Genomic DNA, 25979 nt, shown 5'->3' on the forward strand with positions numbered 1-25979 from the left:
ATCCCCCTCAGCGAGCCTCGAGAACTGCGGCAACCCCGAGGCCGCCCGCAGCGCAGACAGAGACGAGGCCGCGCGCTGGACGGCCGTCCACGGTCCCGCGCTCATGCAGCTGCTTGGCCAGAGTCGCGACGATGCGCCCACCGGTCGCGGCAAAGGGGTGCCCGGCCGCCAGCGAGGAGCCATTCACGTTGAGCTTCGCTCGGTCGACCTTGCCCAGCGCGCCGTCCAAGCCGAGGCGCTCGCGGCAGAACTCCTCGTCCTCCCAGGCAGCAAGATGGCACAGAACAGTGCCGGCAAACGCCTCATGGATCTCGAAGTAGTCGATGTCCTCGAACGTGAGCCCAAGGCGGCCCAGCAGGCGCGCGACCGCGAACACCGGCGCCATGAGCAGACCGTCCTTGCCGTGCACGAAGTCGACGGCGGCCGCCTCGCCATCCACAATGTCGGCCAGAATCGGCAGGTCGTGCGACTCGGCCCAGTCCTCGGACGAGAGCAGAACGGCCGAAGCTCCATCCGTCAGCGGGGTCGAGTTGCCGGCAGTCATCGTGGCCCGGTCCCCCAGCTGGCGGCCGAAGACGGTTCGGAGCGAGGCGAGCTTCTCAAGCGAGGTGTCGGCACGCATGTTTCCGTCACGCGTGACCCCGCGGTAGGGAGTGACCAGATCGTCGAAGAAGCCCCGGTCGTAGGCCTCGGCCAGGTTGCGGTGGCTCGCCAGCGCCAACTCGTCCTGCGCCTCCCGGGAGATGTTCCACTGCGCCGTCGTCAGCGCCTGATGCTCCCCCATCGAAAGCCCCGTGCGGGGCTCATTCGTGCCGGGTGCCACCGGAGTGACGTCCTTCGGGCGCAGCTTGGAGACTGCCTTGAGCTTCTGCTGGAGCGTCTTCGCGCGATTCAGCTCGAGAACGGCGTGCCGCAGGCCCTCGCTCACGACGATCGGGGCGTCCGAGGCGCTGTCGACGCCGCCCGCGATGGCCGAGTCGATGCGGCCGAGCTTGATCTTGTCGGAGAGACCGAGGATTGCCTCTAGACCCGTAGCGCACGCCTGCTGGAGGTCATACGCAGGCGTCTCGGGAGAGAGCGCGGAACCGAGCACGGCTTCCCTGGTGAGGTTGAAGTCCCGCGAGTGCTTGAGCACGGCACCTCCGGCCACCTCGCCTAGCCGCTCGTCCTGAAGCCCGAACCGGGCCACGAGCCCGTCGAGAGCCGCGGTGAGCATGTCGAGATTCGAGGTCATGGCGTAGGCGCCATTCGCTCGGGCGAAGGGGATGCGATTGCCGCCGACGACGACGGCCTTGCGCAGCGTGGACATCTTGCCTCCCTGTGAGGGGTTCATGCGCCGAGGCGCGGAGAAGGATGTGATGTGAATTACCGATACCAAGCGTACCTGATACGCTGAGTATCGTGAACTTCTCCCCCACGGACTCCCCGGCCATCGACGGGCGCGCCGCGAGATGGGCCAACCACCGCGAGGAACGACGCCGCGAGCTCATCCGGGCCGCCCGCCACGCCGTCCACCGGCTGGGTGCGGAAGTCCCCATGGAAGACATCGCCACGGCGGCCGGAACCTCAAAGTCGGTCTTCTACCGCTATTTCGGGGACAAGGCAGGGCTTCAGGCAGCAATGGGCGAAGTGGTCCTGGCGCGAATGCAGGAACGAATCGCCGAAGCTGCACGCACGGCCCAGTCTCCCTATGAAGGTCTGCGCGCGATGGTCGCCGCGTATCTCGGGATGGCTGCGAGCTCTCCGCACGTCTACGAATTCGTGACCCGCGTCCCAGCCGCGAGCGAGGCCGACGCGGCAGCCGCCTTCGGGAGCTTCTTCGATGCCGTTGGAGCCATGCTCGAGGAGCCCATGCGGCGTCTTCTCGCCCCCGGCCGCCAAGCCACCATTGCCTTCTGGCCCACGGCCGCCATGGGCCTCGTGCGTGCCGCGGGCGAGCGCTGGCTGGAAACCCCCGAGAACACCGTCAAACCGACCCTCGACGCGATGGCAGGGCTGATCGCCGATTGGCTTTTCGCCGGCATCGCAGCCGAATCCGACATCACGATCACCAGCAAGGAGATGCCATGACCGAACTCGCCCCCGACGCCGCCGCTCTCGCAGAGGACGCGGCCGAGACCGCCGAGGACGTGCGGATCGACGTCGATGCGCTCGCCGAGCAGCTTCTTGGCACATGGGCCGAAACACGCCGTGAAGCGCGCGAGCTCGCGGGCCGCTCGGAGCTCCACAAGGCAGAAGGGCTCACCCACCATGAGCACCGGGAGCGCGTCTTCGGGCAGCTCAAGTACCTCGTGGACCACCGTGCTGTGCACCGGGCGTTCCCGAAAGAACTCGGTGGCGACGAGGACCACGGCGGGAACATCGCAGGATTCGAGGAGCTCGTCACCGCAGATCCTTCCCTCCAGATCAAGGCGGGGGTCCAGTGGGGCCTCTTCGGCGCAGCCGTTCTCCACCTCGGCACTGAGGAGCACCATGCCAAGTGGCTTCCCGGCATCATGTCGCTCGAGGTCCCCGGCTGCTTTGCCATGACCGAGATCGGCCACGGTTCGGATGTGGCAAGCATCGCCACAACAGCCACCTACGACCCCGAGACCGAGGAGTTCGTGATCCACACGCCGTTCAAGGCCGCGTGGAAGGACTACATCGGGAACGCCGCGAAGGACGGCATTGCCGCCGTCGTCTTTGCACAGCTCATCACCGCCGGCGTGAACCACGGGGTCCATGCCCTCTACGTCCCGCTCCGAGACCCTGAGACGAAGGAATTCCTCCCCGGCATCGGCGGGGAGGACGACGGCGTCAAGGGCGGCCTCAACGGGATCGACAACGGCCGCCTCCACTTTGACCACGTACGGGTTCCGCGCAGCAATCTGCTCAACCGGTACGGGGCCGTTGCACCGGACGGTTCCTATTCCTCGCCGATCTCCAGTCCGGGGCGCCGCTTCTTCACCATGCTCGGAACCCTCGTGCAGGGACGGGTGTCTCTCGACGGAGCCGCAACGGCGGCGGCCAAAGTCGCCCTGACGTCCGCCATCCGCTACGCCTCCGAGCGTCGCCAGTTCAACGCCTCCTCGGACGTGGCGGAGGAAGTCCTGCTCGACTACCAGCGCCACCAGCGGCGCCTCCTCCCCCGCCTGGCGACCGTCTACGCGATGAGCTTCGCCCATGAGCAGCTGCTCGCGAAGTTCGACGGCGTCTTCTCCGGCCGTACGGACACCGATGGCGACCGTCAGGATCTCGAAACCCTCGCGGCCGCCCTCAAGCCGCTCTCCACATGGAGCGCCCTCGACATCCTCCAGGAATGCCGGGAGGCGTGCGGGGGCGCAGGTTTCCTCATCGAGAACCGCTTCGCGTCGCTGCGCGCCGATCTCGACGTGTACGCCACGTTCGAGGGCGACAACAACGTGCTCCTCCAGCTCGTGGCCAAGCGTCTCCTCAACGACTACGCGAAGGAGTTCCGCACCATGAACGTGGGGGCTCTCGCCAAGTTCGCCCTGGGCCAGGCCGCCGGCGTCGCGTACCGGACTGGTCTGGGGGCTGTTGCGCAGTTCGTCCGCGACAGCGGCCGCGCGCAGCGCGCGGCGTTGGCGCTCCGCGACGAGGACACCCAGCGGCTCCTCCTCGCCGATCGGGTCCAGACGATGGTCGCAGAAGTGGCGCAGGCGCTCCACGGGGCCAACAAGCTGCCGCAGGCCGAGGCCGCAGCGCGGTTCAACGCGCACCAGAACGAGCTCATCGAGGCAGCCCGCGCACACGCGGAGCTCCTCCAGTGGGAGGCCTTCACCGAGGCGCTCGCGGAGATGAAAGATCCGGGCACCAAGCAGGTCCTCACCTGGCTGCGTGACCTCTTCGGCTTGTCGCTGATCGAGAAGCACCTCGCCTGGTATCTCATGAACGGCAGGCTCAGCATGCAGCGCGGGCGGACCGTCGGGGAGTACATCAACAGGCTGCTCGCCAAGCTTCGCCCCCACGCCCTCGACCTTGTGGAGGCGTTCGGCTATGGCCCCGAGCACCTTCGTGCCGCCATTGCCTCAGGTGCAGAAGCGGAACGCCAGAGCGAGGCGTCTGCTTATTTCGCGTCGCAGCGCTCATCGGGTGCGGCTCCCAAGCTGGAAAAGCACGCGAAGCAGGTCAGGCACCCGAAGCTGGCGTCCTGATCATTCGACCTCCGGCCTGTTCGCTCTGAGCCCTCGTACGGAGGCTTCCACCCCTCACTTGGCCGGGTCTAGCCTGAGGGCAAGGCCCGGCCAAGGGACCGGGCAGACCCACGAGGAGGATGCTATGGCAGAAGGATGGTCCCGTCGCGGCGGGTGGGACATGCCCGTCCCGCCGCAGTTCCGCCGCTTCGGATTCCCGGAGCAGTTCCGTCGGTTCATGGAGGGCGACTGGGACACAGGGTGGCTGCGGATCGAGGAATTCCGCGAGGGCGAGACCCTTGTGGTGCGGGCAGAGGTTCCGGGCATCGATCCGGAGAGGGACGTCGACGTGAGCGTGCGCGACGGCGAGCTGAACATCCGTGTAGACCGTCAGGAGAACAGCGAAAACGCCAACAAGGACGGGTACCGGTCGGAGTTCCGGTATGGCTCCTTCGCCCGGTCCGTCCAGCTTCCGCGAGGCGCGCGACAGGAGGACATCAAGGCGAGCTACCGGGACGGGGTGCTCGAGATCCGCGTTCCGGCGGCGCCCGAGAGCGGTCCCGGCCCCACGAAGATCAACGTGAGCAGAGACTAGGGATTGGATGGACGACGACGGCGAGCTGCCTCGGGCGAGGCGGCTCGCCGTCGTCGTTCGCCTCTCAGCGTCAGGCGAGCACTGAGCGGTAGACCTCGAGAGTCGTCTCGGCGATGCTGTCCCAGGAGAAGTGCTGCTCGGCACGCTTGCGGCCGGCTTCTCCCATCTGGCGTGCACGCGCAGGATCGGACACCACTTCGGTGAGGGCGGCGGCGAAGTCGGTGACGAACTTCTCGGGATCGAGAGGAGTGCCCGTCCCGTCGGTAACCTGCTCGATCGGGACGAGCAGCCCCGTCGTGCCGTGGTCGACGACCTCCGGAATACCCCCCGTTGCCGTGGCAACCACCGCTGCGCCGCAGGCCATGGCTTCGAGATTCACGATGCCAAGGGGCTCGTAGATGCTCGGACAGGCGAACGCCGTGGCATGGCTCAGGACCTGAATGAGCTCCGCGCGCGGGAGCATGCGCTCGATCACGACGACACCCTCGCGCTCGGCCTTCAGGCCATCGATGAGGGCGGCGGTCTCCTTGGCGAGGTCAGGGGTGTCAGCGGCGCCGAGGCACAGGACGAGCTGGACGTCCGCCGGAAGCTTCGCGGCCGCGCGAAGGAGGTAGGGCACGCCCTTCTGCCGAGTATTCCGGCCCACGAAGACGACGGACGGCTTCTCGGGGTCGACGCCGAGAGCACTCACATGCTCCGTGTTCTCGTCGCGCTCCCACAGGGAGACGTCGATGCCGTTGTGGACCACGCGGACCTTGGCGGGATCGACCTCCGGGTAGCAGCGCAGGATGTCCTCGCGCATGCCGTGCGACACGGCGATGATCGCCGACGCTGCCTCATACGCTGTCTTCTCCACCCAGGAGGACAGCCGATAGCCGCCGCCAAGCTGCTCGGCCTTCCACGGGCGCAGCGGCTCGAGGCTGTGGGCGCTCAGGACGTGGGGGATTCCGTACAGCAGCCCCGCGATGTGGCCGGCCATGTTGGCGTACCACGTGTGCGAATGAACGACGTCGGCCCCCGACACCTCGGGCACGATGTCCACGTCGATCCCCAAGGTCTGGAGAGCCGCGTTCGCACTGGCAAGCTGCGGCGGCGCCTGATGCGAGGTGACCTTGGCGCCGTCGACCTCAGGCTCGCGCGGAGCACCGAACGCATGAACCCTCAAATCCACCTGCCGGGCTAGCACTTTGCTGAGCTCCGACACGTGCACCCCCGCCCCACCGTAGATCTCCGGGGGAAACTCTTTGGTCACAATGTCAATTCGCACGGCACCAACGTAGTCGCTGCCGGGTAGGTGTTCTAGTGTGAACCACGAGGCTCTCTGCAGCGTGGGAGAGGCCCGAAGGGCCGGAAGAAGAGATGACGGGGGTGCGCCATGGCGCCGAAACGAGTGTTGGCAATCGTCCTGGCCGGTGGAGAGGGAAAGCGGCTCATGCCGCTCACGGCGGATCGTGCGAAACCGGCCGTGCCGTTCGCGGGAGCGTATCGGCTCATTGATTTCGCGTTGTCGAACCTGGTGAACTCGGGGTACCGGCACATCGTGGTGCTCACGCAGTACAAGTCGCACAGCCTCGACCGCCATATCTCCGAGACCTGGCGGCTCTCGACCCTCCTGCAGAACTACGTTGCCTCCGTTCCCGCCCAGCAGCGTGTGGGGAAGAGCTGGTTCCTCGGCAGCGCGAACGCCATCTACCAGTCGCTCAATCTCATCTACGACGACCAACCGGACATCGTCGTCGTCGTCGGCGCAGACCACGTGTACCGCATGGACTTCGAGCAAATGGTCCAGGCCCACATCGCGTCCGGCGCGAAGGCGACCGTCGCCGCCGTGCGCCAGCCCCTCAGCATGGCGAACCAGTTCGGCGTCATCGAGACCGACTCCGCCGATCCCGGGCGCATCGCCGCGTTCGTCGAGAAGCCGCCGACGACGCCCGGCCTGCCGGACGCCCCAGATCAGTTCCTCGCGTCCATGGGGAACTACGTCTTCGACTCCGACGCGCTCGTCGAAGCGCTCAAGCGGGATGCCGAGCGCCTGGACACGAAGCACGACATGGGCGGCGACATCGTCCCCTACTTCGTCGAGCGCGGCGAGGCCGGCGTCTACGACTTCACCCTCAACGAGATCCCCGGCGCAACCGAACGAGATCGCACGTACTGGCGGGACGTGGGCACCATCGACTCGTTCTACGACGCCCACATGGACCTCATCTCCCCGCTGCCGGTCTTCAACCTCTACAACTCCAAATGGCCCATCTACACGCACCAGAGCGTCTCACCGCCCGCGAAGTTCGTGCGCGGCGTCGGAGGCCGGATCGGCTCCGCCCTCGATTCGATCGTCTCGAGCGGCGTCGTGGTCACGGGCGGCTCCGTCGAGGGTTCCGTCATCTCGCATGATGTGCGCGTCAACGCCGGCGCACGGGTGCTCGACTCGGTGCTGATGGACGGCTGCATCGTCGGCGAGGGCGCCGTCATCCATCGCGCCATCCTCGACAAGAACGTCACCGTCCCCCCAGGCGCCACCATCGGACTCGACAGCAAACTGGACAAGCAGCGCGGCTTCCAGGTGACCGATTCGGGGATCACCGTGCTCGCGAAGGGACAGTCGGTGCCCGAACCGAGCGAGGACGAGAAGAACCTTGCCGCAGCGTGGGCGTCCGAGCACCCCGCCGAGTTCGAAGACAGGACTCAATCCCGGGCCGCTGAGGCGAGTGCCGCAACCGGGAACGGACAGCGGGAAGCCGATGCGCCGTCGTCGGCCGCTGAGGCAGCGGAGGCCGCGCCCCGGTAGACTTGGAGGCCATGAGCTCCACCGATCCCGCGTCCCCCGAGACTCTCACCCCGGAGGAAATCCAAGCCTGCCTCAAAGTGCTCGGCACCATCCACAAGTACGACGAGGAACACCCGGATTTTGTCGCCGTGCGGCGCGCCACGGGCAAGATGTTCAAGGCGCACCGCCGGTTCACCCGGAACCAGAAGCGGGACGCGATCGCCGACGCCGATCGGGCTGTCCTCGCGCAGACCGCAACGGCCGCCCCGGACAGGATCGACGACGAGACCAAGGGCAACAAGCTCAAGCCCTCGGCTACCGGCAGAATCGCCGGGCACCTGATCCGTGCTCGCGCCTGCTACATCTGCAAACAGCCCTACACCCAGGTCGACGCCTTCTACCACCAGCTGTGCCCTGAATGCGCGGCCTTCAGCCACGCAAAACGCGACGCGCGGACAGACCTCACGGGTCGGCGCGCCCTCCTGACGGGCGGGCGCGCCAAGATCGGCATGTACATCGCGCTGCGGCTTCTCCGCGACGGGGCCCACACGACCATCACCACGCGGTTCCCCAAGGACGCTGCGCGCCGCTTCGCCGCCATGGAAGACAGCGGCGAGTGGCTGCACCGCCTCCGCATCGTCGGTATTGACCTCCGCGACCCGTCCCAGGTGATCTCGCTCGCCGAATCCGTGGATGCCGAGGGCCCGCTGGACATCATCATCAACAACGCGGCCCAGACGGTCCGCCGGTCCCCCAACGCCTACCGCCCGCTGGTCGAGGCCGAAGATGAACCCCTTCCCGCCGAGCTTCTGGCGTCGAACGGCGGCCCGGAGCTGCTCACCTTCGGGCACGCCCACGACAAACACCCACTGTCCATTGCCGGAAGCGTCACCGGACACCCCGTCCTCGCCCCTGACGCTGTGACCGCGCTCGCCCTCTCCACGGGATCAGCCTCGCTCGAGCGGATCGAGGCCGGAACCGCGATCGACGCAGGGGGACTCGTCCCCGACGTGGCGAAGATCAACTCCTGGACGCAGGTGGTGGAGCAGGTCGACCCCCTCGAGATGCTCGAAGTTCAGCTCTGCAATGTCACGGCGCCCTTCCTGCTGATCAGCAGGCTCCGGGAAGCGCTCCGCCGATCGACTGCACGCCGGAAGTACATCGTGAACGTCTCGGCCATGGAAGGCCAGTTCGGGCGGAAGTACAAGGGTCCCGGCCACCCCCACACCAATATGGCGAAGGCATCCCTCAACATGCTGACGCGGACCAGCGCCGGCGAGATGTTCACGACCGACCAGATCCTCATGACCGCGGTCGACACCGGGTGGATCACCGACGAACGTCCTCACTACACGAAGGTCCGCCTGGCCGACGAGGGCTTCCACGCTCCGCTCGATCTCGTGGACGGGGCCGCGAGGGTCTACGACCCGATCGTCATGGGCGAGGCAGGCACGGATCTCTTCGGCGTCTTCCTCAAGGACTACAAGCCCTCCCCCTGGTGAGCCCGTCCCCTGGATGCACAGTGTCCGGGGTGTCTCGTGGCCCATTCTCGCGGCTAGTGGTCGGTTCTACACTGTGGCCATCCACAAAAGGGCCATCCATAAGAGGGCCCGGCGGAAAGGATATCGACCATGAACGTTATCGAGCAGGTCCGCGAGGGAATGCAGGTCGTCGGGCCGGACGGGAAGAAGATCGGCAAGGTCGAAGACCTCAAGATGGGCGATGCGGAAGCGGTGACCGCGGAAGGGCAGACCGATCCCGAAACCGGGGGGCTCATCGGCACCTTCGTCGATCAGTTCGCGGAGACCTCCAAGGTGCCTCGCCACGTCGCGGAAAGGCTCCTGCGGCTGGGCTACGTGAAGATCGACAAGTCCGGCCTGTTCGCAGGGCACGAATTCGTCGCCGCGGATGAGCTGGACCGGGTCGAGGGCGACACTCTCTGGCTCAAGACGGGCCAGCCCGCCGGCCAGTAGTCGTTAGGCGAGGCGCGTGATCTCCACCGAGACGTCGAGATGGGAGCCGCCGCCGCCCGAGAGGATGCCCTTGAGCGGCGGGACGTCCCGATAGTCGCGCCCGCGCGCCACAGTGACGTGGTAATCCCCCGCCGGCTTGTGGTTGGTGGGGTCCCAGCTGCGCCACTCCCCGTCCCACCACTCAAGCCACGCATGGGACTGGCCGGCCACCGCCTCGCCGATGTCCGCCGTCGACCGCGGATGGAGGTACCCGGAAATATAGCGAGCCGGGATGCCAAGGCTCCGCAGCGACCCGATCGCGAGGTGGGCGAGGTCCTGGCAGACGCCCTGCCGCTGTTTCCACGCCTGCTCTGCGTCGGTGGTCACCCCGGTGCTCCCGGGCATGTAGCGCATCTCGCCCCGCAGCCACTCGAAGACTGCGTGGGCGGCTGCGTGGGGGTCGAGGTCTCCTGCGAGCCCCGGGACGATGTCCAATACCTCGCTTCCGGGACCGGAGAGTCGTGACTGCGGGAGCCAATCGCTGAACTGGTCCTCGACCTCGGGACTCCTCAGTCGCTCCCAGGAGACGATGGCGCCGTCGGCGGGCACTCGCTCGACCCGATGCACCTCGACGGTCGTGGTCGAGGTGACTTCGAGGTACTCGTGCGGGATCTGCATGTCGAAAGCGGTGACCCGGGTTCCCCAGTAGTCCTTGTACGAGCTCACGGCGGCCTGGGAAGGCAGGACACGGACCTGCGACTCGAGCACAACCTGCTGGGGTTCGGTGAGCGGCGTCATCCGGGCCTCGTTGTAGCTCAGGGTGACGCGCTGGTTATAGCGGTACGCGGTCCGATGGACAATCCTCAACCGGGTCATGACACCTCTCCCACCCAGGCCTGCTCGTCGGCCCGACTGAAGTACTTGCGCGAAATGGCGTCCGACGCCTGCGCGACCGCTTTCTGGACGCGCTCCATATGCTCGGGAAGTTCCATCATGAGCTCATCCGTACGGTGGAACTCAAGGAACGTGCGGGCCTGTCCCACGATCCGGCGCGCGTCGTTGATGAGTCCGAGACGGGTGTCAGACGGGTCGAGCTTGGCAAGGGCCTCGTCGGCATCCCTCAGCGCATACACGATCGACCGCGGGAACAGCCGGTCCATGAGCAGGAACTCTGCCGCATGCCGATCGTCGAACGACACCCGGCGGGTGCGGAGGAAGGACTCGTAGGCTCCGGCGCACCGAAGCATGTTGACCCAGGACATCCCCGCGGTATGGACCTCGCGTGTGGACAGCATGCGTGCTGTCATATCGGCCCGTTCGAGCGAACGCCCCAGCACGAGGAACAGCCAGCTCTCGTCGTGGCTCATCGTGGTGTCGGTAAGCCCGCCGACCATCGCGGTCCGTTCGAGGACCCAGTGGCAGAAACGGTAGGTCCCGACGACGTCCTTGCGATGCTGGCTCAGGCCGTAATAAGTGGTGTTGAGGCACTCCCAGAGGCTCGACGAGACGGTCTCACGTGCACGGCGGGCGTTCTCCCGAGCCGCTCCGAGGGAGCCCGCGATGGAGGTCGCGTGCGAGCGGTCGTACGCCAGAATCTGGAGCAGCTCGGCGAGCCCGAAGTCTTCGTCCTCCGGGCGGGAGCCCATGACCGCCAGCAGCTCCTGCGCGACGCTGTGCTGGTCTTCCGGCGGGAGGTGGTTGAGGCGCTCGAGGTGGACATCGAGGATCCGGGCGGTCCCGTCAGCGCGCTCGACGTAGCGGCCGATCCAGAACAGGGATTCAGCGATGCGGCTGAGCAAGGGGGCCTCCTGAGGCGAGGACGAAGAGAATGCTGGGCTTCGGGCTGGGACGGGAGATCACTGCTGCTCCGCCTGCCGGTCGCGCCAACTGCTCTCGACCGGCCAGACACTCGTCCGCTCGCGGATGGTGATGGAATGCCGCGGCTCCGTCTCGATGGGGACGTTGCGGGACTCGGCGAGCACCCATGTGTCCTTGGAGCCGCCGCCCTGGCTCGAATTGACGATGAGGCTGCCCTCCTTGAGCGCCACCCGGGTGAGACCGCCGGGAAGGACCCATACGTCGTCGCCATCGTTGAGCGCGAAGGGGCGGAGGTCGACGTGGCGGGGGCCGAATCTGTCCCCGCTCAGGGTTGGAACGGTGCTGAGCTGGAGGACGGGCTGCGCGATCCAGCCGCGCGGGTCGGCGATGAGGCGCCGCCGAAGGGTGTCGAGTTCCTCCTTGGTGGCGTCCGGGCCGATGACGAGGCCCTTCCCCCCGGACCCGTCGACCGGCTTGACCACAAGCTCGTCGAGGCGGTCCAAGACCTCCTCCCGCGCCGCGTCCTCCTCGAGGCGGAATGTGTCCACGTTCGCGATGATCGGCTCCTCGCCGAGGTAGTAGCGAATCAGGTCCGGGACATACGAGTAGACGAGCTTGTCATCGGCCACGCCGTTGCCGACCGCATTCGCGATGGTGACGCCGCCAGCGCGGGCCGCGTTCACAAGCCCCGGACATCCGAGCATCGAGTCAGAGCGGAACTGCAGCGGATCGAGGAAATCGTCGTCGATGCGCTTGTAGATGACATCGACACGCTGCTCGCCCTCCGTGGTCCGCATGTACACGCGGTTCCCTCGGCAGATGAGGTCCCTGCCCTCCACGAGTTCGACGCCCATGAGGCCAGCCAGCAGCGTGTGCTCGAAGTAGGCCGAGTTGAACACGCCGGGGGTGAGGACGACGACGGTCGGATCCTCAACCCCGGCCGGTGCGGTCTTGCGGAGGGCTGAGAGGAGCCGGCGCGGGTACTCCTCCACAGGCCGGATCGGCTGCCGACTGAACGCCTCCGGAAGGCCCTTCGCCATGGCCCGCCGGTTCTCGATGACGTAGCTGACGCCGGAGGGAACGCGCACGTTGTCTTCGAGGACGCGGAAGGTCCCCCCGCCATCCCGGACGATGTCGATCCCCGAGATGTGCACGCGGACCCCACCCGCGGGCTCGAATCCGTGCACCTGCCGGTGGAAATGCTTGCTCGACGTGATGATCCGCCGCGGGATCACGCCGTCGGACGTGACCGACATCTTGCTGTAGACGTCGTTGAGGAAGGCCTCGAGCGCCTGGACGCGCTGGGCTACCCCCCGCTCGAGGACGCTCCATTCCGAGGCCGAGATGACGCGCGGCACGATGTCGAGCGGGAAGGGCCGCTCCTCCCCCGCGTAGTCGAACGTGACGCCGCGATCGAGGAACGTCCGGGCCATCGAATCGGCCCGGGAGCTGACGTCGGCGAGGTCGAGGCTCGCCAGCGCCCCCGCGAGCTGGCGGTACGTAGGACGGGCCACCTGGTCGGGGGCGAACATCTCGTCGTAGGCGCCCGTGCGGGCCGCGGCTACGGCATAGTCCTCGAAGAGATCCGACATAGGGGCTAGCTTTTCACCAATCAACGCGCCGCGCATATCGGCTGGGCCTCCGGGCGTGTTTCCGGGGGCCCACCGCTTTCTCCCAGCCCTGTCGGGGAGCCGTGGTTGAATGGCCGCGTGCCGAACGAGAACCTGAGCCGCGAGGAAGCCGCCGAGCGGGCGCGGCAGATCGCCGTCGAGTCGTACCACGTCACGATTGATCTCCGGGGAGCGCAGGACCCCGGACAGGAGACCTTCGAGACGACGAGCACGATTGACTTCCGCGCGCAGCCCGGGGCGGCGAGCTTCGCCGACTTCGTGGGCGAGGCCGTCACGAGCGTGGTCCTCAATGGACGGCTGCTCGACGAGGCTGCGGTGTTCGACGGCACCCGGATCCGCCTCGATGGCCTTGCCGAGAGGAATCGGCTCGAAGTCACGGCGCAAGCGCGGTATAGCCGCACGGGAGAGGGCCTGCACCGCTTCGTCGACCCCGCCGATGGGCGCACCTACCTCTACACGCAGTGCGAGCCGGCCGACGCGAGGCGCTACTTCGCGAACTTCGAACAGCCCGACCTCAAGGCGACCTTCGCGTTCACGGTCCTCGCGCCGGAGGAATGGGTCGTCGCCGCAAATGGCGCGCCGGTCACTCGGGTGCCGCTCCGCGGCGACGGCGAGGAGACCGCCGTCGTCCGCTGGGATTTCGCGCCCACTCCCCCGATGTCGACGTACCTCGCCGCCGTGATCGCCGGCCCCTATCACCACGCGGAGGACGTGTGGGAGGGCGTGGCTGAGGACGGCGCACCCCTCACCGTTCCGCTCGCGGCCTACTGCCGCGCTTCCCTCGCCGAGCACTTCGATGCGGACCGGATCTTCGAGCTGACGAAGCGCGGCCTCGACTTCTACCACTCGGTCTTCACCCCAGCGTTCCCCTGGCGGAAGTACGAGCAGGCCTTCGTCCCCGAATACAACTTGGGCGCCATGGAGAATCCGGGCCTCGTCACGTTCACTGAACAGTACGTCTTCGCCTCTCGTGCGGCGGACTCGCAGTACGAGGGCCGCGCGAACACGCTGCTGCACGAGATGGCGCACATGTGGTTCGGAGATCTGGTGACCATGCGCTGGTGGGACGACCTATGGCTCAAAGAGTCGTTCGCGGAGTACATGGGAACGCTGGGAGTCGCCAGGGCGACGGACTGGACCACGTCCTGGGTCAACTTCGCCAACCGGCGGAAGGCCTGGGCGTATGTCCAGGACCAGCTTCCGACAACGCATCCGATCGTCGCCGACGTGCCCGATCTCGAGGCAGCCGAGCAGAACTTCGACGGCATCACCTACGCAAAGGGCGCGTCCGTGCTCAAGCAGCTCGTCGCCTACGTGGGCGAGGAGGCGTTCTTCGCGGCGGCCCGCGACTACTTCTCCCAGCACGCGTATGGCAACACGAGCCTCGCCGACCTGCTCGCCGCGCTGCAGCGCGCCTCCGGGCGCCCCATGGAAGCTTGGGCGGCGGCCTGGCTTCAGACAGCCGGCCTGCCGCTGCTCGAACCCGAGGTGGGGTACGACGGCGGCCGCCTCGCCCGAGTGGCCGTGCGGCAGACAGTGACCGATCCGGTCACCGGAGACTCCACAGCACGTCCGCACCGCCTGCGCATCGGCCTCTATTCGCGCGCAACGGACGGCGCGATCACACGGACCCATGGCGTCGCGGTCGACATCGCCGGCGGTGCCGCGGGCCAGCTCACCGAGGTCCCCGAGCTCGCGGGCCTGCCTGCGCCCGACCTGCTGCTCGTGAACGACGAGGACCTCACGTACGCGAAGGTCAGGCTGGACCCTGCCTCTGAGAAGACCGTGCGCACCTCGTTGGGGGACGTCGCCGATCCGCTCGCGCGGGCGCTGTGCTGGACCGCTCTCTGGCACGGGGTCCGCGACGGCGACACGCCTGCTCGGGACTACGTGCACGCCGTTGCTGAATTCGGTCCTTCGGAGACCACGATCGGGGTGCTGCTGACCGTGCTCGACAACGCCCGGACAGCCCTTGAGCGCTACGCCGATGCCGACGAGCGCCCTGCACTGCGCGAGGGCTATCTCGCCGAGGTGGCCGACCATCTGACTGCTGCTGAACCCGGTTCCGATCAGCAACTCGCGTGGGCCCGCGCCCTGGCGAAAGGAAGCCGGTACGGCAACGGGCAGCTCGGACTCGTCCGAGCCCTGCTCGACGACGGCGAAGTGCCCGGCGTCTCCGCGGACGCCGAGCTTCGGTGGCTGCTCTGGCAGGCGCTCTCCGCGCAGGGCCGGGCCACGGCGGCGGAGCTCAATGCCGAGCTCTCGCGCGATACGACAGCCCGAGGACGCGTCGGATACACCGTCGCGGCGGCCGCGCGCCCTGAAGAGCTGGTCAAACAGAGCTGCTGGGCGGAAATGCTCGGGGGGAACTCGCTCTCGAACGATCTCCTGAGGGCGACAATCGAAGGCTTCCTGCTCGGTCCGGCCGAACTGCGCTCTCGTTTCGTGGCCCCCTACTTCGATTCGCTGGAACGAGTCTGGGTCGAGAGCTCGAACGAAGTCGCGAGCCGGCTCGTGGCCGGCCTCTTCCCTTCGGATCAGGATCTTCCCCCGGCGAGCGTCCCAGACGAGGACCCGATCGTGCAGCGCGCGGGCTTATGGCTTTCCGAGCACCCCGACGCACCTCGCGCCCTCCGCCGGATAGTGATCGAGCAGCGCGACCACCTGTTGCGCGCGCTCACGGCCCAAGCCCGCTCGCGACGCTCGTGAGAAGTCAGGGAACGCGGTGAAGCCAGGCCTCGGTGGAGAACTTCTCGGCCGCCAACGCCCGCGCGGCCGCGAGCGATGAGTCCGCCAGAGCGCTCCGCCTGGCGTTGTACCTGCGCGCGAAGGTGGACATCATGGCCTCGATGATCGCGCCCCGGTCCAAGCCGGTCTGCCTCTTCAACGGGTCGACTCGCTTCTTGGCGCTCGCGATCCCCTTGTCCGAAATCTTCTCGCGGCCGATGCGCAGCACTTCGGTCATCTTGTCAGCGTCGATGTCATAGCTCATCGTGACGTGGTGGAGCATCGCGCCGTTGCCGAACCTCTTCTGGGCGGCGCCGCCGATCTTGCCCTCGTCCGTCGCAATGTCGTTGAGGGGCTTGTAGAAGGCCTTGACCCCGACCGAGGCAAGGGCTTCCATCACCCACGCGTCGAGGAACGGATAGGAGTCCGCGAAGGAGAGCCCGTCGACGAGAGACGTGGGGAGGTACAGGGAGTAGGTGATGCAGTTGCCGGCCTCCATGAACATCGCGCCGCCGCCGCTCACACGCCTCACAACGGTGATCCCGTGACGTGCCACGCCCTCGGGGTCCACCTCGTTGCGGTAGGACTGGAACGTTCCGATCACGACCGAGGGTTCGTCCCAGTCCCACAGGCGCAACGTCGGCTTCCGGTGCCCTTCGCCAACCTCGCGGGTGAGCACCTCGTCCAGAGCCACCTGATGCGCGATCGGCAGCGGGGTCGGAGGAATGATCTCCCACTCATGGTCAGCCCAGGTGGTGGCGTGGCCGAGAGCACGCCGCACAGCAACGGCGACGGCCTCCGAGTCGAAGCCGAACATCACCGTGCCGAGGCCCACTGCCTCGGAGACCGCGCTGCTGATGGCCGTGTTCGGCGCGTCCGTCGAGAGGCCGACGAGGGCATCGTTGATGTCCGCGAGGGCGTCGTCCGGTTCGAGGAAGAAATCACCGTTGATGCTCGCGCTGGTGATGACGCCATCGTCCGCTGCGAGGTCGGCGACCACGAGCTTGCCGCCGGGCACCTTGTATTCGCCGTGATATTCAGCCACGCCTTCAGCCTAGCCCGGGCGGCAAAGGGGCTGTCCGGAAAGCCAAAAGGCGCCGGCCCACCCGGGGACGGCGCCTTCGTGCGCAGCAAGGGGCCAAATCAGCCCTTCTTGCCGAAGTTCTTGAACCGGGCGTTGAAGCGCTCGACGCGGCCGGCCGAGTCCATGATGCGCTGCTTGCCCGTGTAGAACGGGTGCGACTCGGAGGAAATTTCGACGTCAATGACCGGGTAGGTGTTGCCATCCTCCCACTCGATCGTCTTATCCGACGTCGCGGTGGAACGGGTGAGGAACTTGGTGCCGGAGGCGAGATCGTTGAAGACGATCGGCGCATACTTCGGGTGGATATCAGACTTCACAATGGGACCTTTGCTAGGGCTCTGGATTTTGCCAGAGGCCAGGTGTGAGCGCCCTCCCGATTGAAGGGCCAGCCATGAATTCTAGCATGGGCGGGGATCGGCGTGCCCGTGCTTCTCAGCGTTGCCGCAGCTCCCAGAAGGCCACCGCGCTCGCCGCGGCAACGTTCAGCGAGTCGATGCCCGCACGCATCGGGATCTTCACCGCGAGGTCGACGGCGTCGAGCGTCTCCGGCAGGATCCCCGCACCTTCCGTGCCCAGGACCAGGGCGAGACGCTCAAGGCCCCGCGCGCCGAGGACATCCAGCTCAAGCGCGTCCTCAGTCAGCTCGAGCGCAGCCACGGTGAAGCCGAGGTCGCGAAGGTCGTCCACGGCGTCTGGCCAGGCGCCGATCCGCGCCCACGGCACGTGGAACACGGCGCCCATGCTCACCCGGATGCTGCGGCGATACAGCGGATCGCCGCAGCGGGGTGTCACGAGCACCGCATCTACACCGAGCGCTGCGGCGGAGCGGAAGATCGCGCCCACGTTCGTGTGGTCCACGATGTCCTCGAGCACCGCGACACGCCGCGCATTTGCGAGGAGTTCGGCGACCGGAATCGGATCGGGACGGTGCATGGCAGCCATCGCCCCGCGGTGCAGATGGAAACCTGTGATCTCCTCGAGGAGCCATGGAGGGCCGACGTAGGCGGGAATGTCCGGGTAGGCTTCGAGGACGTCCGCGAGGCCTTCGAGCCATTTGTCGGCGAGGAAGAACGAGCGTGGCCGGTGCCCCACCGCGAGTGCCCGGCGGAGCACCCGGGAGGATTCCGCTATATACAGGCCCTCGGCCGGTTCCCGCACCTTACGGAGGTGGACGTCCGTGAGACTCGTGTAGTCGCGGACCCGCGGATCGTCGGCGCCCTTGATCCGCACGATGGTCACGCGCTCACGAGCTTTCCGATCATGTTGGCCAGCGCCACCACGCCCAGGATGACGATGACGACGCGCAGCACCGACGGAGACATGCGCCGGCCGATCCCCGCACCGAGGAATCCACCGAGCAGAGATCCGACCGCGATCAGAAGGACTGCGAGCCAATTGATCCGATCGAAGGCGAAGAGGAGGTACCACACCGCCGCGATGAGGTTCACCACGAGGCTGAGCACAACCTTGATCGCGTTCGACTGTTGAAGCGTTCCATGGAAGAAGATCCCGAGGACCGCCATCAGCAGAACGCCCTGAGCCGCAGTGAAGTACCCGCCGTAGACGCCGATCAGGAATACGAGCACATACAGGATGGGCGGAATCGGCTGGTGGTCCGCCTGTTCCGGCGTCACGTGGGTGAGGGCCTGACGCCGCTTCACCCACGCGGAGAGCTTCGGCTGGAAGATGACCAGGAGGATCGCGATCACGATCAGCACTGGGGCGACGTAGCCGAAGACCGTCTCCGGAAGCACCAGAAGGAGGATCGCACCGAGGAGGCCGCCGACGAATGACACCGGAAGGAGCCTCAGGAGTGTGCGCCTCGCACTGGCGGCCTCCCGGCGGTAGCCCCACGCGCCGGAGAATCCTCCTGCGACGAGGCCCATGGCGTTCGAGATGATCGAGCCTACCGGCGAGTAGCCCACGGCCACGAGGATCGGGAACGTCACGAGCGAGCCCGAACCGACAATCGTGTTGATCGTGCCGGCCCAGAGGCCGCCGACGAAGATGAGGAGGTCGCGCCAGAATTCCACGTCAGACGGCCACGGGAGCCGGGGCCCGGCGGACGGCCGTATAACGTCCGCTGCTCGCCGTCACCTCGAGAGGCAGTCCGAAGGTCTCGCTCAGGTTCTGCTCGGTGAGGACCGCGTCGATCTCGCCCTTCGCCACGACCTTGCCGTCGCGGAGCAGAAGGGCGTGCGTGAATCCGGGCGGGACTTCCTCGAGATGGTGCGTGACGAGGACGAGGGCCGGGGCGAACTCGTCCTGGGCCAGCTCGCTGAGCTTGTAGACGAGCTCCTCCCGGCCGCCCAGGTCGAGTCCCGCACCGGGCTCGTCCAGCAGGAGGAGCTCGGGGTCGGTCATGAGCGCGCGGGCGATCTGGACGCGCTTGCGCTCCCCCTCGCTAAGCGTGGCAAAGACCCGTCCGAGCAGCGGGCCCATCCCCCACTCGTTGAGGAGACGGAACGCGCGGCGTTCGTCGTCCCGGTCATAGGCCTCGCGCCAGCGGCCCGTGATGCCGTAGGAAGCGGTGACGACGACGTTGAGCACCTTCTCGTGCTCCGGGATCTGGTTCGCGAGGGCGGCCGATGCGAGGCCGATGCGCGGCCGGAGCTCGAAGACGTCGACCTTGCCGAGGGTTTCGTCGAGGATGCCGACGGTGCCTCGCGTCGGATGCATGCGGGCTGCCGCAAGCTGGAGGAGCGTCGTCTTGCCCGCGCCGTTGGGGCCGAGGACCACCCAGCGCTCCCCCTCGCGCACCTGCCAGTCGACGCCGTCGAGCAGCGTCTTGGCGCCGCGCACCACGCTGACGCCGGACAGCTGGAGAACATTGCTCATGGGAGTAGACACTATTGCAGACTTCCGCTGTGGGCGAACCAGAGCGCCGCGGCTAGAATCGCCGGTATGCCATCCCGCTTCGCCTTGGTCCTCTCTGCCCGCACGCTTCTGCCTCAAGCGGGCACCGCCGCTGCCGCGCTCCTCGAGCCGCTCGGTGCGGCTGTCGGAGCGTTCGCGAGTGCTGGCGATGACCGCTACAGCGTCCTGACGGCATCCGTCGATCTCGACTTGGACCGGCTCGCCGAGGCGCGGGAGGCGCTTGGGGAACTTGCGGAAGCGGAAGCCGCGCTCGTCCCGGCATCGGTGAGGGATGCGGAGCACAAGTTCCTCATCATGGACGTCGACTCCACCCTCATTCAGCAGGAGGTCATCGAGCTCCTCGCCGAGCATGCGGGCAAGCGCGCCGAGGTCGCCGCAGTCACGGAGGCGGCCATGCGCGGCGAGCTCGACTTCGCCCAGAGCCTGCACGCCCGCGTCCGGACCCTGGCGGGACTCCCCGAGGAGGTCATCGATCGAGTTCGCGACGCCGTGCTCCTCACCCCGGGTGCCGAGGAGCTCGTCGCTGCGTTTCACGAGGCGGGGCACGCCGTCGCCGTTGTGTCCGGGGGGTTCAACCAGATCCTGGCTCCCATCGCCGATCGCCTGAAGCTCGACTACTGGCGCGCGAACGACCTCGAGATCGTCGACGGGAAGCTCACCGGACGAGTGGTCGGCGAGGTCGTGGACCGGGCGGTGAAGGAGCACAGCCTTCGGGCGTGGGCCTCTGAGCAGAACGTCCCTTTGGAGGCGTGCATCGCCGTCGGCGACGGTGCCAACGACCTCGACATGCTGGGCGCCGCCGGTCTCGGCGTGGCCTTCCATGCCAAGCCGGCCGTGCGCGCGGCAGCCGACGCCGCCGTCGACCTCCCGTACCTCGACGTCGTGCGGCACTTCGCCGAAGTCTGATCGAGTCGGCCACGCGTCAGGCAGACGTGGCCACGTGTCGGGCGAGACGTGGCCACGCGTCGGTGAGAGGTGTCAGCCGGTGAAGTGCTCGGCCCCGCCCACGTACTCGGTGTGCCCGGTGGGGACGTCTGCGGTGACCATTTTGGCGACCTCTGCCGCGAACTCGTCCACCGAGTAGAGCTTGCCCGCGGCCTCGCGGCGCGATGCAATGGCACCGGGCGCAGCCCGCTCGAGGAGGGTCGCGGTGATCGTGCCCTCAATCATGTCGCCTGACACCACCACGAAGGTGATGCCCTTCTCCTCGAGCCACGGGACGAGCTCGCGGAGCGCCGTCTCGCCCGCGCGCTTCGAGCGCGCGACCGGCTCGTAGGCATCCATCGTGGGGACCTGATCGATGAAGTGTGCTTGGTGGCTCGTGACGAAAACGACGCGCGAACCCGGCTTCATGCGCTCGGCCGCGGCCTTGAGCATCGAGACCTGAGCGTCGCGGTTGAGGCGAAGTGCGTAGTCCTCGCCGAGGCCCGACTCCATGCCCCCCGAGGCGTTGAGGACGAGGACATCGAGAGAGCCGAAGGTGTCGAGCGCCGCCTGGGCGAGCTTCTCGACGTCTTCCGGGTTGGTGAGGTCGCCGCCTACAGCCAGCGCGCGGCCCCCGTCCGCCTCGATCTCGGCGACCACCTTGTTGGCGCGCGGCGCCTTCTGCCGGTAGTTGATGACGACGGCGGCCCCCTCCCCCGCGAGGATCTTCGCCGTGGACGCGCCGATGCCGCGCGAGGAGCCGGTGACGATCGCCGTCTTGCCGGCCAGCGGCGCGCTCTGCGCCGTGCCTTGGTCTGTCATGTCAGTTCCTTCCGTGAACAAGAGGTGGGGTGTCAGTGGCCCATGCCGAGGCCGCCGTCGACCGGGATGACGGCGCCCGAGATGTAGCCGGCCTCGTCGCTCGCGATCCAGCGGACGACATTCGCGACCTCGTCGGGGTCGGCAAAGCGGCCGGCGGGGACACGGGAGAGGTAATCCTTCTGGGTGTCTTCGGGGAGCTCCGCGGTCATGTCGGTCTTGATGAAGCCGGGCGCCACGACGTTGGCCGTGATCCCGCGGGAGCCGAGCTCGCGCGTGAGCGAGCGCGCCAAGCCGACGAGGCCCGCCTTCGACGCCGAGTAGTTGATCTGGCCCGGCGCCCCGTAGAGGCCCGAGACGGAGGAGATGAGGATCACGCGGCCGCGGCGGAGCCTGATCATTCCCTTGGAGGCGCGCTTCACGACGCGGAAGGCTCCCGTGAGGTTGGTGTCGAGCACCGATGTGAAATCGTCCTCGCTCATCCGGAGCAGGAGAGTGTCCTTCGTGATGCCGGCGTTCGCGACGAGCACCTCCACAGGGCCATGGGCAGCCTCGACCTCGGAGAACGCGCGATCGATAGACGCCTCGTCCGTGACGTCGGCCTGTACGCCCAGAATGCCCTCCGGCAGTTCGCTCGAGGAGCGGTAGGTGACGGCTACCTTGTCGCCGTTCGCCGCGAATGCCTTCGCGATGGCGAGGCCGATTCCGCGGTTCCCTCCGGTCACGAGGACACTGCGCGGGGCGTGGGCTTCCGTACTCACGGGGCTCCTTCAGGTGTTCGAAAGGCGGCTTTACGGTATTGGAAGTGCGGCCGCGGGCTTGGCTGCGGAACGATCCGGGCAGCACTGGTCTGTCGAGAATCCTAGCGGCACGTCCCGTGCGCCGCCGCCTCGAGCCTGGGGATGGGCGCGCATGACAGCAGGATTCGCCCGCCCGGAGGCCCGGTGGGACAATGGACGGACGGGAACAATGATGAAGAGACTGACTGACGGGACGGGAACCGGGCCGGAGGACGAGCGGACCTCCGACGATCCGGAAGTCCACAGCATCACCACCGCGGCCCCGGGGCACAGCGAGGACATGCACAAGCGCATGGTCCGCTACGCCACGGCGATGGGCATCCGCATGGTGTGCATCATTCTGCTCTTCGTCGTGGACGGCTGGTTCAAGCTGGTCGCCGTCGCCGGCGCCGTGTTCCTTCCGTGGGTTGCCGTGGTCATTGCCAACGCCCAAGACAAGGCGGAGACCACGAGCGACTCCCTGCTCGACGCGCCGCCCGTCGGCGAGCTCGAAGCCGGGACGCCCGGACGCGCCGAGGACGTGGTGCTGGACGGGGAAGTCGTGGACGACACAGAGGAAGAAGATCGGGGCACGGAGGAGAAGAGCGCGTGAGCCTGCTGGGAATGGCGGGTGAAGGTCCGGAGGCTGCAGTGTGCTCCCGGAAGGGGTGCCGCAGCGAGGCAGAATGGCAGCTCCTCTGGAACAACCCCCGGATCCACACACCCGAGCGGCGCAAGGTCTGGCTCGCGTGCGGGGAGCATCGCGACTGGCTTGAGGACTACCTCAAGACTCGCCTGCTGTGGCGCGAGACCGTTCCCCACCCGCAGCCGGCCGGGGACGGGGCCCGCTGACGTGTACCGGTTCCTCTTCTCACGCCGCTGGCTCACGTATCTAGGCCTCGCCATCCTCTTCGCCGTTGCCTGCGTGCTGCTCAGCCGCTGGCAGATGTCACGGCTCGCCGAGGCCCAGGCCGTCATCGACCTCGTGAATCGGAACTACGACGCCGCCCCGGTGCCCTTCCGGGACGCGTCCCAGCAATTCGAGCACCTCGCAAGCGGTCACGAATGGGAGCAGGTGAGCCTTCGCGGCTCGTATCAGGTGGCGGACAGCCGCGTTGTCCGCAACCGCCCTCTCAATGGGCAGCCGGGCTACGAAGTGGTCGTGCCGTTCAAGCTCGACTCGGGCCAGACGGTGGTCGTCGACCGTGGATGGCTGCCGATCGGCAGTCAGGAGCAGGGACGCCCGGACTCCGTGCCCGCCCCGCCGTCGGGTGAGGTGTCCGTCGTCGTGCGTCTCCGCCCCAGCGAGCCTGCCCTCGATCGCGGCGCCCCGTCGGGCCAGCTGGCCTCCATCGATCTGCCCACCTACGCGGGTCAGCTGAAGTACCCGGTGCTCACCGGATCGTACGGGCTGATGGCGAGCGAGACCCCCGCCGCGGCCACCACCCCGACCCCGCTGCCCAAGCCTCAGCCCGACGACGGAACCCACCTCTCGTACGCCCTGCAGTGGCTCGCGTTCGGCGTGCTCATGTTCATCGGCTTCGGCTACGCGGCGCGCCAGCACGCGCGCAACCGCGCCATTGACGCCGCAGCGGAGGCAGCGGAGGCTGCCGAAGCGGCTCGAGGCCAGGGCGAAGATCACACCGAGGCGCAGCGGGCGGCCGACGATGCTGCGGCTCGCGCGGCGCGCTTCGTCCCGAAGAAGCGGCGGAAGCCCACCGCCGAGGAGGAAGAAGACGCCATCCTCGACGCCCAGGGCTACCGGTGAGCGCCTCACACAACGGCGACCGGCCCGCCGTCGAGCGCGTGCGCCAGGCGCTCCTTGGCGCGGGTCTGCCGGACAGCGTGCGCACCTTCGACGAGGACGTTCCCACCGCCGCGGCAGCCGCGGAAGTTCTTGGCTGCGATCTCGGGGCGATCGCGAACAGCCTCGTCTTCGAGCTCGACGGCGAGCCCCTTCTGATCCTCGCGAGCGGGGCGGCGCGCGTCGACACGAAGCTGGTCGCGAGGCAGCTCGGTTCGGGGAAGATCCGCAGAGCCAGCGCCGAATTCGTCCTCGAGCACACGGGACAGCGTGTCGGCGGGGTCGCCCCCGTTGGACATCCGCGGCGGCTCCGCACGGTCATCGATCTGCAGCTGAGGGCCTACCCGCTGCTATGGGCGGGTGCAGGGGACCATCAGTCGATGCTGTCGGTCACCTATGAGGACCTTGCCCGCGTGACAGGAGCCGAACCGCTGGAAGTGCGCTGACGCCTACGCGAGCGTGATCAGGTCGAGGTAGTCCGCGCTCCAGAGGTCCTCGACGCCGTCCGGAAGGAGGACGACGCGCTCGGGGTTGAGCGCCTCGACGGCCCCCTCGTCGTGGCTCACCATGACGACCGCTCCCTTGTACGTCTTGAGGGCGCCGAGGATCTCGCGGCGGCTTGCCGGGTCGAGGTTGTTGGTCGGCTCGTCGAGCAGGAGGACGTTCGCGCTCGAGGCGACGATCGTGGCCAGGGCGAGACGCGTCTTCTCCCCGCCCGAAAGCACGCCGGCCGGCTTGTCCACATCATCGCCCGTGAACAGGAACGAGCCCAGGATGCCCCGGACATCCGCGTCCCCGAGGTGATCGGGAGCGGCACGCCGCATGTTCTCCAGAACCGAACGGTCGGGATCGAGGGTCTCGTGCTCCTGCGCGTAGTAACCGATCTTGAGTCCGTGGCCGGGATGGATCTCGCCCGTGTCCGGCGAGTCGACCCCAGCCAGCATCCGGAGAAGGGTCGTCTTGCCGGCGCCGTTGAGCCCGAGGATCACGACACGCGAGCCCCGGTCCACCGCGAGGTCGACGTCGGTGAAGATCTCCAGCGAGCCATACGACTTCGAGAGCCCCTCTGCCTGGAGGGGGGTCTTTCCGCAGGGGGCTGGCTCCGGGAAGCGCAGGGCGGCCACGCGATCCGAGACCCTTTCCTCGGCGACGCCGGCCAGCAGGCGCTCCGCGCGCTTGGCCATATTCTGCGCCGCGACCGCCTTCGTTGCCTTGGCGCGCATCTTGTTCGCCTGATCGAGGAGGACCTGGGCCTTCTTCTCGGCGTTGGCGCGTTCCCGCCGACGCGCACGCTCGTCCGTCTCGCGCTGGGCGAGGTAGCGCTTCCAGCCCATGTTGTAGACGTCGATCACCGCGCGGTTCGCGTCGAGGTGGAAGACCTTGTTGACCGTCGCCTCGAGGAGCTCGACATCGTGCGAGATCACGATGAGTCCGCCCTGATGCGCCTTGAGGAACTCCCGCAGCCACGCGATGGAGTCGCCGTCGAGGTGGTTCGTGGGCTCGTCGAGGAGAAGGGTATCCGCGGCCGAGTAAAGGATCCTGGCCAGCTCCACACGCCGCCGCTGGCCACCCGAGAGGGTGCGAAGCGGCTGGTTGAGGATGCGGTCGGGGAGCGCGAGGTTCGCCGAGATCGCGGCGGCCTCGGCCTCGGCCGCGTAGCCGCCGCCGGCGAGGAACTCGGCCTCGAGCCGGTCGTAGCGGGACATTGCCTTGCGCTGGGTGGCCGGGTCGCCGCTGGCCATGGCCGCTTGGGTTTCGCGCAGCTTGCGGACGACGACGTCGAGACCGCGCGCTGACAGGATACGGTCACGCGCTAGCTGCTCCATGTCCGGGGTCCGCGGGTCCTGCGGCAGGTAGCCGATCTCACCACTGCGGGTCACCGTTCCGGCGGCCGGGATCCCCTCGCCCGCGAGGACGCGCGTCAGCGTGGTCTTGCCCGCGCCGTTCCGCCCCACGAGGCCGATCTTGTCGCCCTTGTCGATCCGGAACGTCACCCCGTCCATGAGCAGGCGGGCTCCGGCGCGGAGTTCGAGGTCCTGAACAGTGATCACGTAAGGAGAGGCCTTTCG

General features: G+C 67.6%; 25 protein-coding genes. 12 read left to right on the forward strand and 13 right to left on the reverse strand.

What is annotated here, in order from left to right; all coding sequences use genetic code 11:
- Positions 1-7 precede the first annotated feature (7 nt).
- On the reverse strand, positions 8-1309 hold the full coding sequence (locus E5679_RS03410) for an acetyl-CoA C-acetyltransferase (protein ID WP_249335925.1): 1302 nt from the start codon (positions 1307-1309) through the stop codon (positions 8-10).
- A gap of 92 nt (positions 1310-1401) precedes the next feature.
- Between E5679_RS03410 and E5679_RS03415 the strand changes: the two genes are divergently transcribed.
- The 3 genes from E5679_RS03415 (at position 1402) to E5679_RS03425 (ending at position 4728) form a co-directional block, all read left to right on the forward strand.
- On the forward strand, positions 1402-2070 hold the full coding sequence (locus E5679_RS03415) for a TetR/AcrR family transcriptional regulator (RefSeq protein WP_249335926.1): 669 nt from the start codon (positions 1402-1404) through the stop codon (positions 2068-2070).
- The gene (locus E5679_RS03420) at positions 2067-4154 is read left to right on the forward strand and encodes an acyl-CoA dehydrogenase family protein (RefSeq protein WP_138413682.1); all 2088 of its coding nucleotides are present in this window, start codon (positions 2067-2069) and stop codon (positions 4152-4154) included. Before E5679_RS03415 ends, E5679_RS03420 begins: the two co-directional genes overlap by 4 nt.
- A gap of 124 nt (positions 4155-4278) precedes the next feature.
- On the forward strand, positions 4279-4728 hold the full coding sequence (locus E5679_RS03425; RefSeq protein WP_138413683.1) for an Hsp20/alpha crystallin family protein: 450 nt from the start codon (positions 4279-4281) through the stop codon (positions 4726-4728).
- Between the two features lie 70 nt (positions 4729-4798).
- On the opposite strand, the gene glgA is transcribed toward E5679_RS03425, so the two are convergent.
- Entirely contained in the window at positions 4799-5995 is a 1197-nt protein-coding gene (gene glgA / locus E5679_RS03430; RefSeq protein ID WP_138413684.1) for a glycogen synthase, read from the reverse strand.
- A 108-nt stretch (positions 5996-6103) separates the two neighbouring features.
- Between glgA and glgC the strand changes: the two genes are divergently transcribed.
- The 3 genes from glgC (at position 6104) to E5679_RS03445 (ending at position 9468) form a co-directional block, all read left to right on the forward strand.
- Positions 6104-7516, forward strand: coding sequence for a glucose-1-phosphate adenylyltransferase (glgC, locus tag E5679_RS03435; RefSeq protein WP_138413685.1), 1413 nt, complete (start codon positions 6104-6106; stop codon positions 7514-7516).
- Positions 7517-7527: 11 nt separating this feature from the next.
- Positions 7528-8997 carry an SDR family oxidoreductase gene (locus E5679_RS03440; protein WP_138413686.1) on the forward strand — a complete coding sequence of 490 codons (1470 nt, stop codon included), beginning with the start codon at positions 7528-7530 and terminating at the stop codon, positions 8995-8997.
- Positions 8998-9126: 129 nt separating this feature from the next.
- Positions 9127-9468 carry a hypothetical protein gene (locus E5679_RS03445; RefSeq protein ID WP_138413687.1) on the forward strand — a complete coding sequence of 114 codons (342 nt, stop codon included), beginning with the start codon at positions 9127-9129 and terminating at the stop codon, positions 9466-9468.
- A gap of 3 nt (positions 9469-9471) precedes the next feature.
- On the opposite strand, the gene E5679_RS03450 is transcribed toward E5679_RS03445, so the two are convergent.
- From E5679_RS03450 to E5679_RS03460, 3 genes are read right to left on the reverse strand one after another with little or no spacing between them, the layout of a single operon-like run.
- Positions 9472-10323, reverse strand: coding sequence for a transglutaminase family protein (locus E5679_RS03450; protein WP_138413688.1), 852 nt, complete (start codon positions 10321-10323; stop codon positions 9472-9474).
- Positions 10320-11246 (reverse strand): alpha-E domain-containing protein, encoded by a 927-nt coding sequence (locus E5679_RS03455; RefSeq protein WP_138413689.1) that lies wholly within the window; start codon positions 11244-11246, stop codon positions 10320-10322. The genes E5679_RS03450 and E5679_RS03455 overlap by 4 nt, the downstream gene beginning before the upstream one ends.
- Positions 11247-11303: 57 nt before the next feature.
- On the reverse strand, positions 11304-12857 hold the full coding sequence (locus tag E5679_RS03460) for a circularly permuted type 2 ATP-grasp protein (protein ID WP_138413690.1): 1554 nt from the start codon (positions 12855-12857) through the stop codon (positions 11304-11306).
- 117 nt (positions 12858-12974) lie between these two features.
- Between E5679_RS03460 and pepN the strand changes: the two genes are divergently transcribed.
- Positions 12975-15605 carry an aminopeptidase N gene (pepN, locus tag E5679_RS03465; RefSeq protein WP_138413691.1) on the forward strand — a complete coding sequence of 877 codons (2631 nt, stop codon included), beginning with the start codon at positions 12975-12977 and terminating at the stop codon, positions 15603-15605.
- Between the two features lie 4 nt (positions 15606-15609).
- Here the strand turns inward: pepN and E5679_RS03470 are convergent, their stop codons facing one another.
- From E5679_RS03470 to E5679_RS03490, 5 genes are all read right to left on the reverse strand, one after another.
- A complete protein-coding gene (locus E5679_RS03470; RefSeq protein WP_138413692.1) occupies positions 15610-16668 on the reverse strand; it encodes a lipoate-protein ligase LplAB in 1059 nt (352 codons plus the stop codon).
- 98 nt (positions 16669-16766) lie between these two features.
- The gene (locus E5679_RS03475; RefSeq protein ID WP_138413693.1) at positions 16767-17024 is read right to left on the reverse strand and encodes a type B 50S ribosomal protein L31; all 258 of its coding nucleotides are present in this window, start codon (positions 17022-17024) and stop codon (positions 16767-16769) included.
- Between the two features lie 115 nt (positions 17025-17139).
- Positions 17140-17946: a TrmH family RNA methyltransferase gene (locus E5679_RS03480; RefSeq protein ID WP_138413694.1), complete on the reverse strand. Its 807-nt coding sequence runs from the start codon at positions 17944-17946 to the stop codon at positions 17140-17142.
- Positions 17943-18740, reverse strand: a complete 798-nt coding sequence (locus E5679_RS03485; protein WP_138413695.1) for a sulfite exporter TauE/SafE family protein — start codon at positions 18738-18740, stop codon at positions 17943-17945. Before E5679_RS03485 ends, E5679_RS03480 begins: the two co-directional genes overlap by 4 nt.
- Before the next feature lies 1 nt (position 18741).
- Entirely contained in the window at positions 18742-19545 is an 804-nt protein-coding gene (locus tag E5679_RS03490; protein ID WP_138413696.1) for an ABC transporter ATP-binding protein, read from the reverse strand.
- A gap of 66 nt (positions 19546-19611) precedes the next feature.
- Here E5679_RS03490 and serB point away from each other — a divergent pair, with 66 nt between their 5' ends.
- Positions 19612-20490: a phosphoserine phosphatase SerB gene (gene serB / locus E5679_RS03495; protein WP_138413697.1), complete on the forward strand. Its 879-nt coding sequence runs from the start codon at positions 19612-19614 to the stop codon at positions 20488-20490.
- Positions 20491-20562: 72 nt separating this feature from the next.
- On the opposite strand, the gene E5679_RS03500 is transcribed toward serB, so the two are convergent.
- Positions 20563-21330, reverse strand: a complete 768-nt coding sequence (locus tag E5679_RS03500; protein ID WP_138413698.1) for an SDR family oxidoreductase — start codon at positions 21328-21330, stop codon at positions 20563-20565.
- Positions 21331-21362: 32 nt separating this feature from the next.
- Positions 21363-22088, reverse strand: a complete 726-nt coding sequence (locus E5679_RS03505; protein WP_138413699.1) for a beta-ketoacyl-ACP reductase — start codon at positions 22086-22088, stop codon at positions 21363-21365.
- 211 nt (positions 22089-22299) lie between these two features.
- Between E5679_RS03505 and E5679_RS03510 the strand changes: the two genes are divergently transcribed.
- Genes E5679_RS03510 through E5679_RS03525 form a run of 4 tightly spaced genes read left to right on the forward strand, consistent with a single transcriptional unit; the run spans position 22300 to position 24356 of the window.
- Entirely contained in the window at positions 22300-22719 is a 420-nt protein-coding gene (locus E5679_RS03510) for a DUF3099 domain-containing protein (RefSeq protein ID WP_249335927.1), read from the forward strand.
- Between the two features lie 11 nt (positions 22720-22730).
- Positions 22731-22958 carry a hypothetical protein gene (locus tag E5679_RS03515; RefSeq protein ID WP_138413932.1) on the forward strand — a complete coding sequence of 76 codons (228 nt, stop codon included), beginning with the start codon at positions 22731-22733 and terminating at the stop codon, positions 22956-22958.
- Between the two features lies 1 nt (position 22959).
- Positions 22960-23874 carry an SURF1 family cytochrome oxidase biogenesis protein gene (locus tag E5679_RS03520; RefSeq protein ID WP_138413701.1) on the forward strand — a complete coding sequence of 305 codons (915 nt, stop codon included), beginning with the start codon at positions 22960-22962 and terminating at the stop codon, positions 23872-23874.
- A complete protein-coding gene (locus tag E5679_RS03525; protein WP_138413702.1) occupies positions 23871-24356 on the forward strand; it encodes a YbaK/EbsC family protein in 486 nt (161 codons plus the stop codon). Before E5679_RS03520 ends, E5679_RS03525 begins: the two co-directional genes overlap by 4 nt.
- Before the next feature lie 3 nt (positions 24357-24359).
- Here E5679_RS03525 and E5679_RS03530 read toward each other — a convergent pair whose 3' ends face one another.
- On the reverse strand, positions 24360-25961 hold the full coding sequence (locus E5679_RS03530) for an ABC-F family ATP-binding cassette domain-containing protein (protein WP_138413703.1): 1602 nt from the start codon (positions 25959-25961) through the stop codon (positions 24360-24362).
- Positions 25962-25979 lie beyond the last annotated feature (18 nt).

The sequence above is a fragment of the Sinomonas gamaensis genome (assembly GCF_005876955.1).
GTDB lineage: Bacteria > Actinomycetota > Actinomycetes > Actinomycetales > Micrococcaceae > Sinomonas > Sinomonas gamaensis.

Coding starts and splice junctions, on each gene's coding strand:
- E5679_RS03410 (WP_249335925.1), bottom strand. CDS start 1,309: ATGTCCACGCTGCGCAAGGCCGTCGTCGTCGGCGGCAATCGCATCCCC.
- E5679_RS03420 (WP_138413682.1), top strand. CDS start 2,067: ATGACCGAACTCGCCCCCGACGCCGCCGCTCTCGCAGAGGACGCGGCC.
- E5679_RS03425 (WP_138413683.1), top strand. CDS start 4,279: ATGGCAGAAGGATGGTCCCGTCGCGGCGGGTGGGACATGCCCGTCCCG.
- glgC (WP_138413685.1), top strand. CDS start 6,104: ATGGCGCCGAAACGAGTGTTGGCAATCGTCCTGGCCGGTGGAGAGGGA.
- E5679_RS03440 (WP_138413686.1), top strand. CDS start 7,528: ATGAGCTCCACCGATCCCGCGTCCCCCGAGACTCTCACCCCGGAGGAA.
- E5679_RS03445 (WP_138413687.1), top strand. CDS start 9,127: ATGAACGTTATCGAGCAGGTCCGCGAGGGAATGCAGGTCGTCGGGCCG.
- E5679_RS03450 (WP_138413688.1), bottom strand. CDS start 10,323: ATGACCCGGTTGAGGATTGTCCATCGGACCGCGTACCGCTATAACCAG.
- E5679_RS03460 (WP_138413690.1), bottom strand. CDS start 12,857: ATGTCGGATCTCTTCGAGGACTATGCCGTAGCCGCGGCCCGCACGGGC.
- E5679_RS03490 (WP_138413696.1), bottom strand. CDS start 19,545: ATGAGCAATGTTCTCCAGCTGTCCGGCGTCAGCGTGGTGCGCGGCGCC.
- serB (WP_138413697.1), top strand. CDS start 19,612: ATGCCATCCCGCTTCGCCTTGGTCCTCTCTGCCCGCACGCTTCTGCCT.
- E5679_RS03500 (WP_138413698.1), bottom strand. CDS start 21,330: ATGACAGACCAAGGCACGGCGCAGAGCGCGCCGCTGGCCGGCAAGACG.
- E5679_RS03510 (WP_249335927.1), top strand. CDS start 22,300: ATGAAGAGACTGACTGACGGGACGGGAACCGGGCCGGAGGACGAGCGG.
- E5679_RS03515 (WP_138413932.1), top strand. CDS start 22,731: ATGGCGGGTGAAGGTCCGGAGGCTGCAGTGTGCTCCCGGAAGGGGTGC.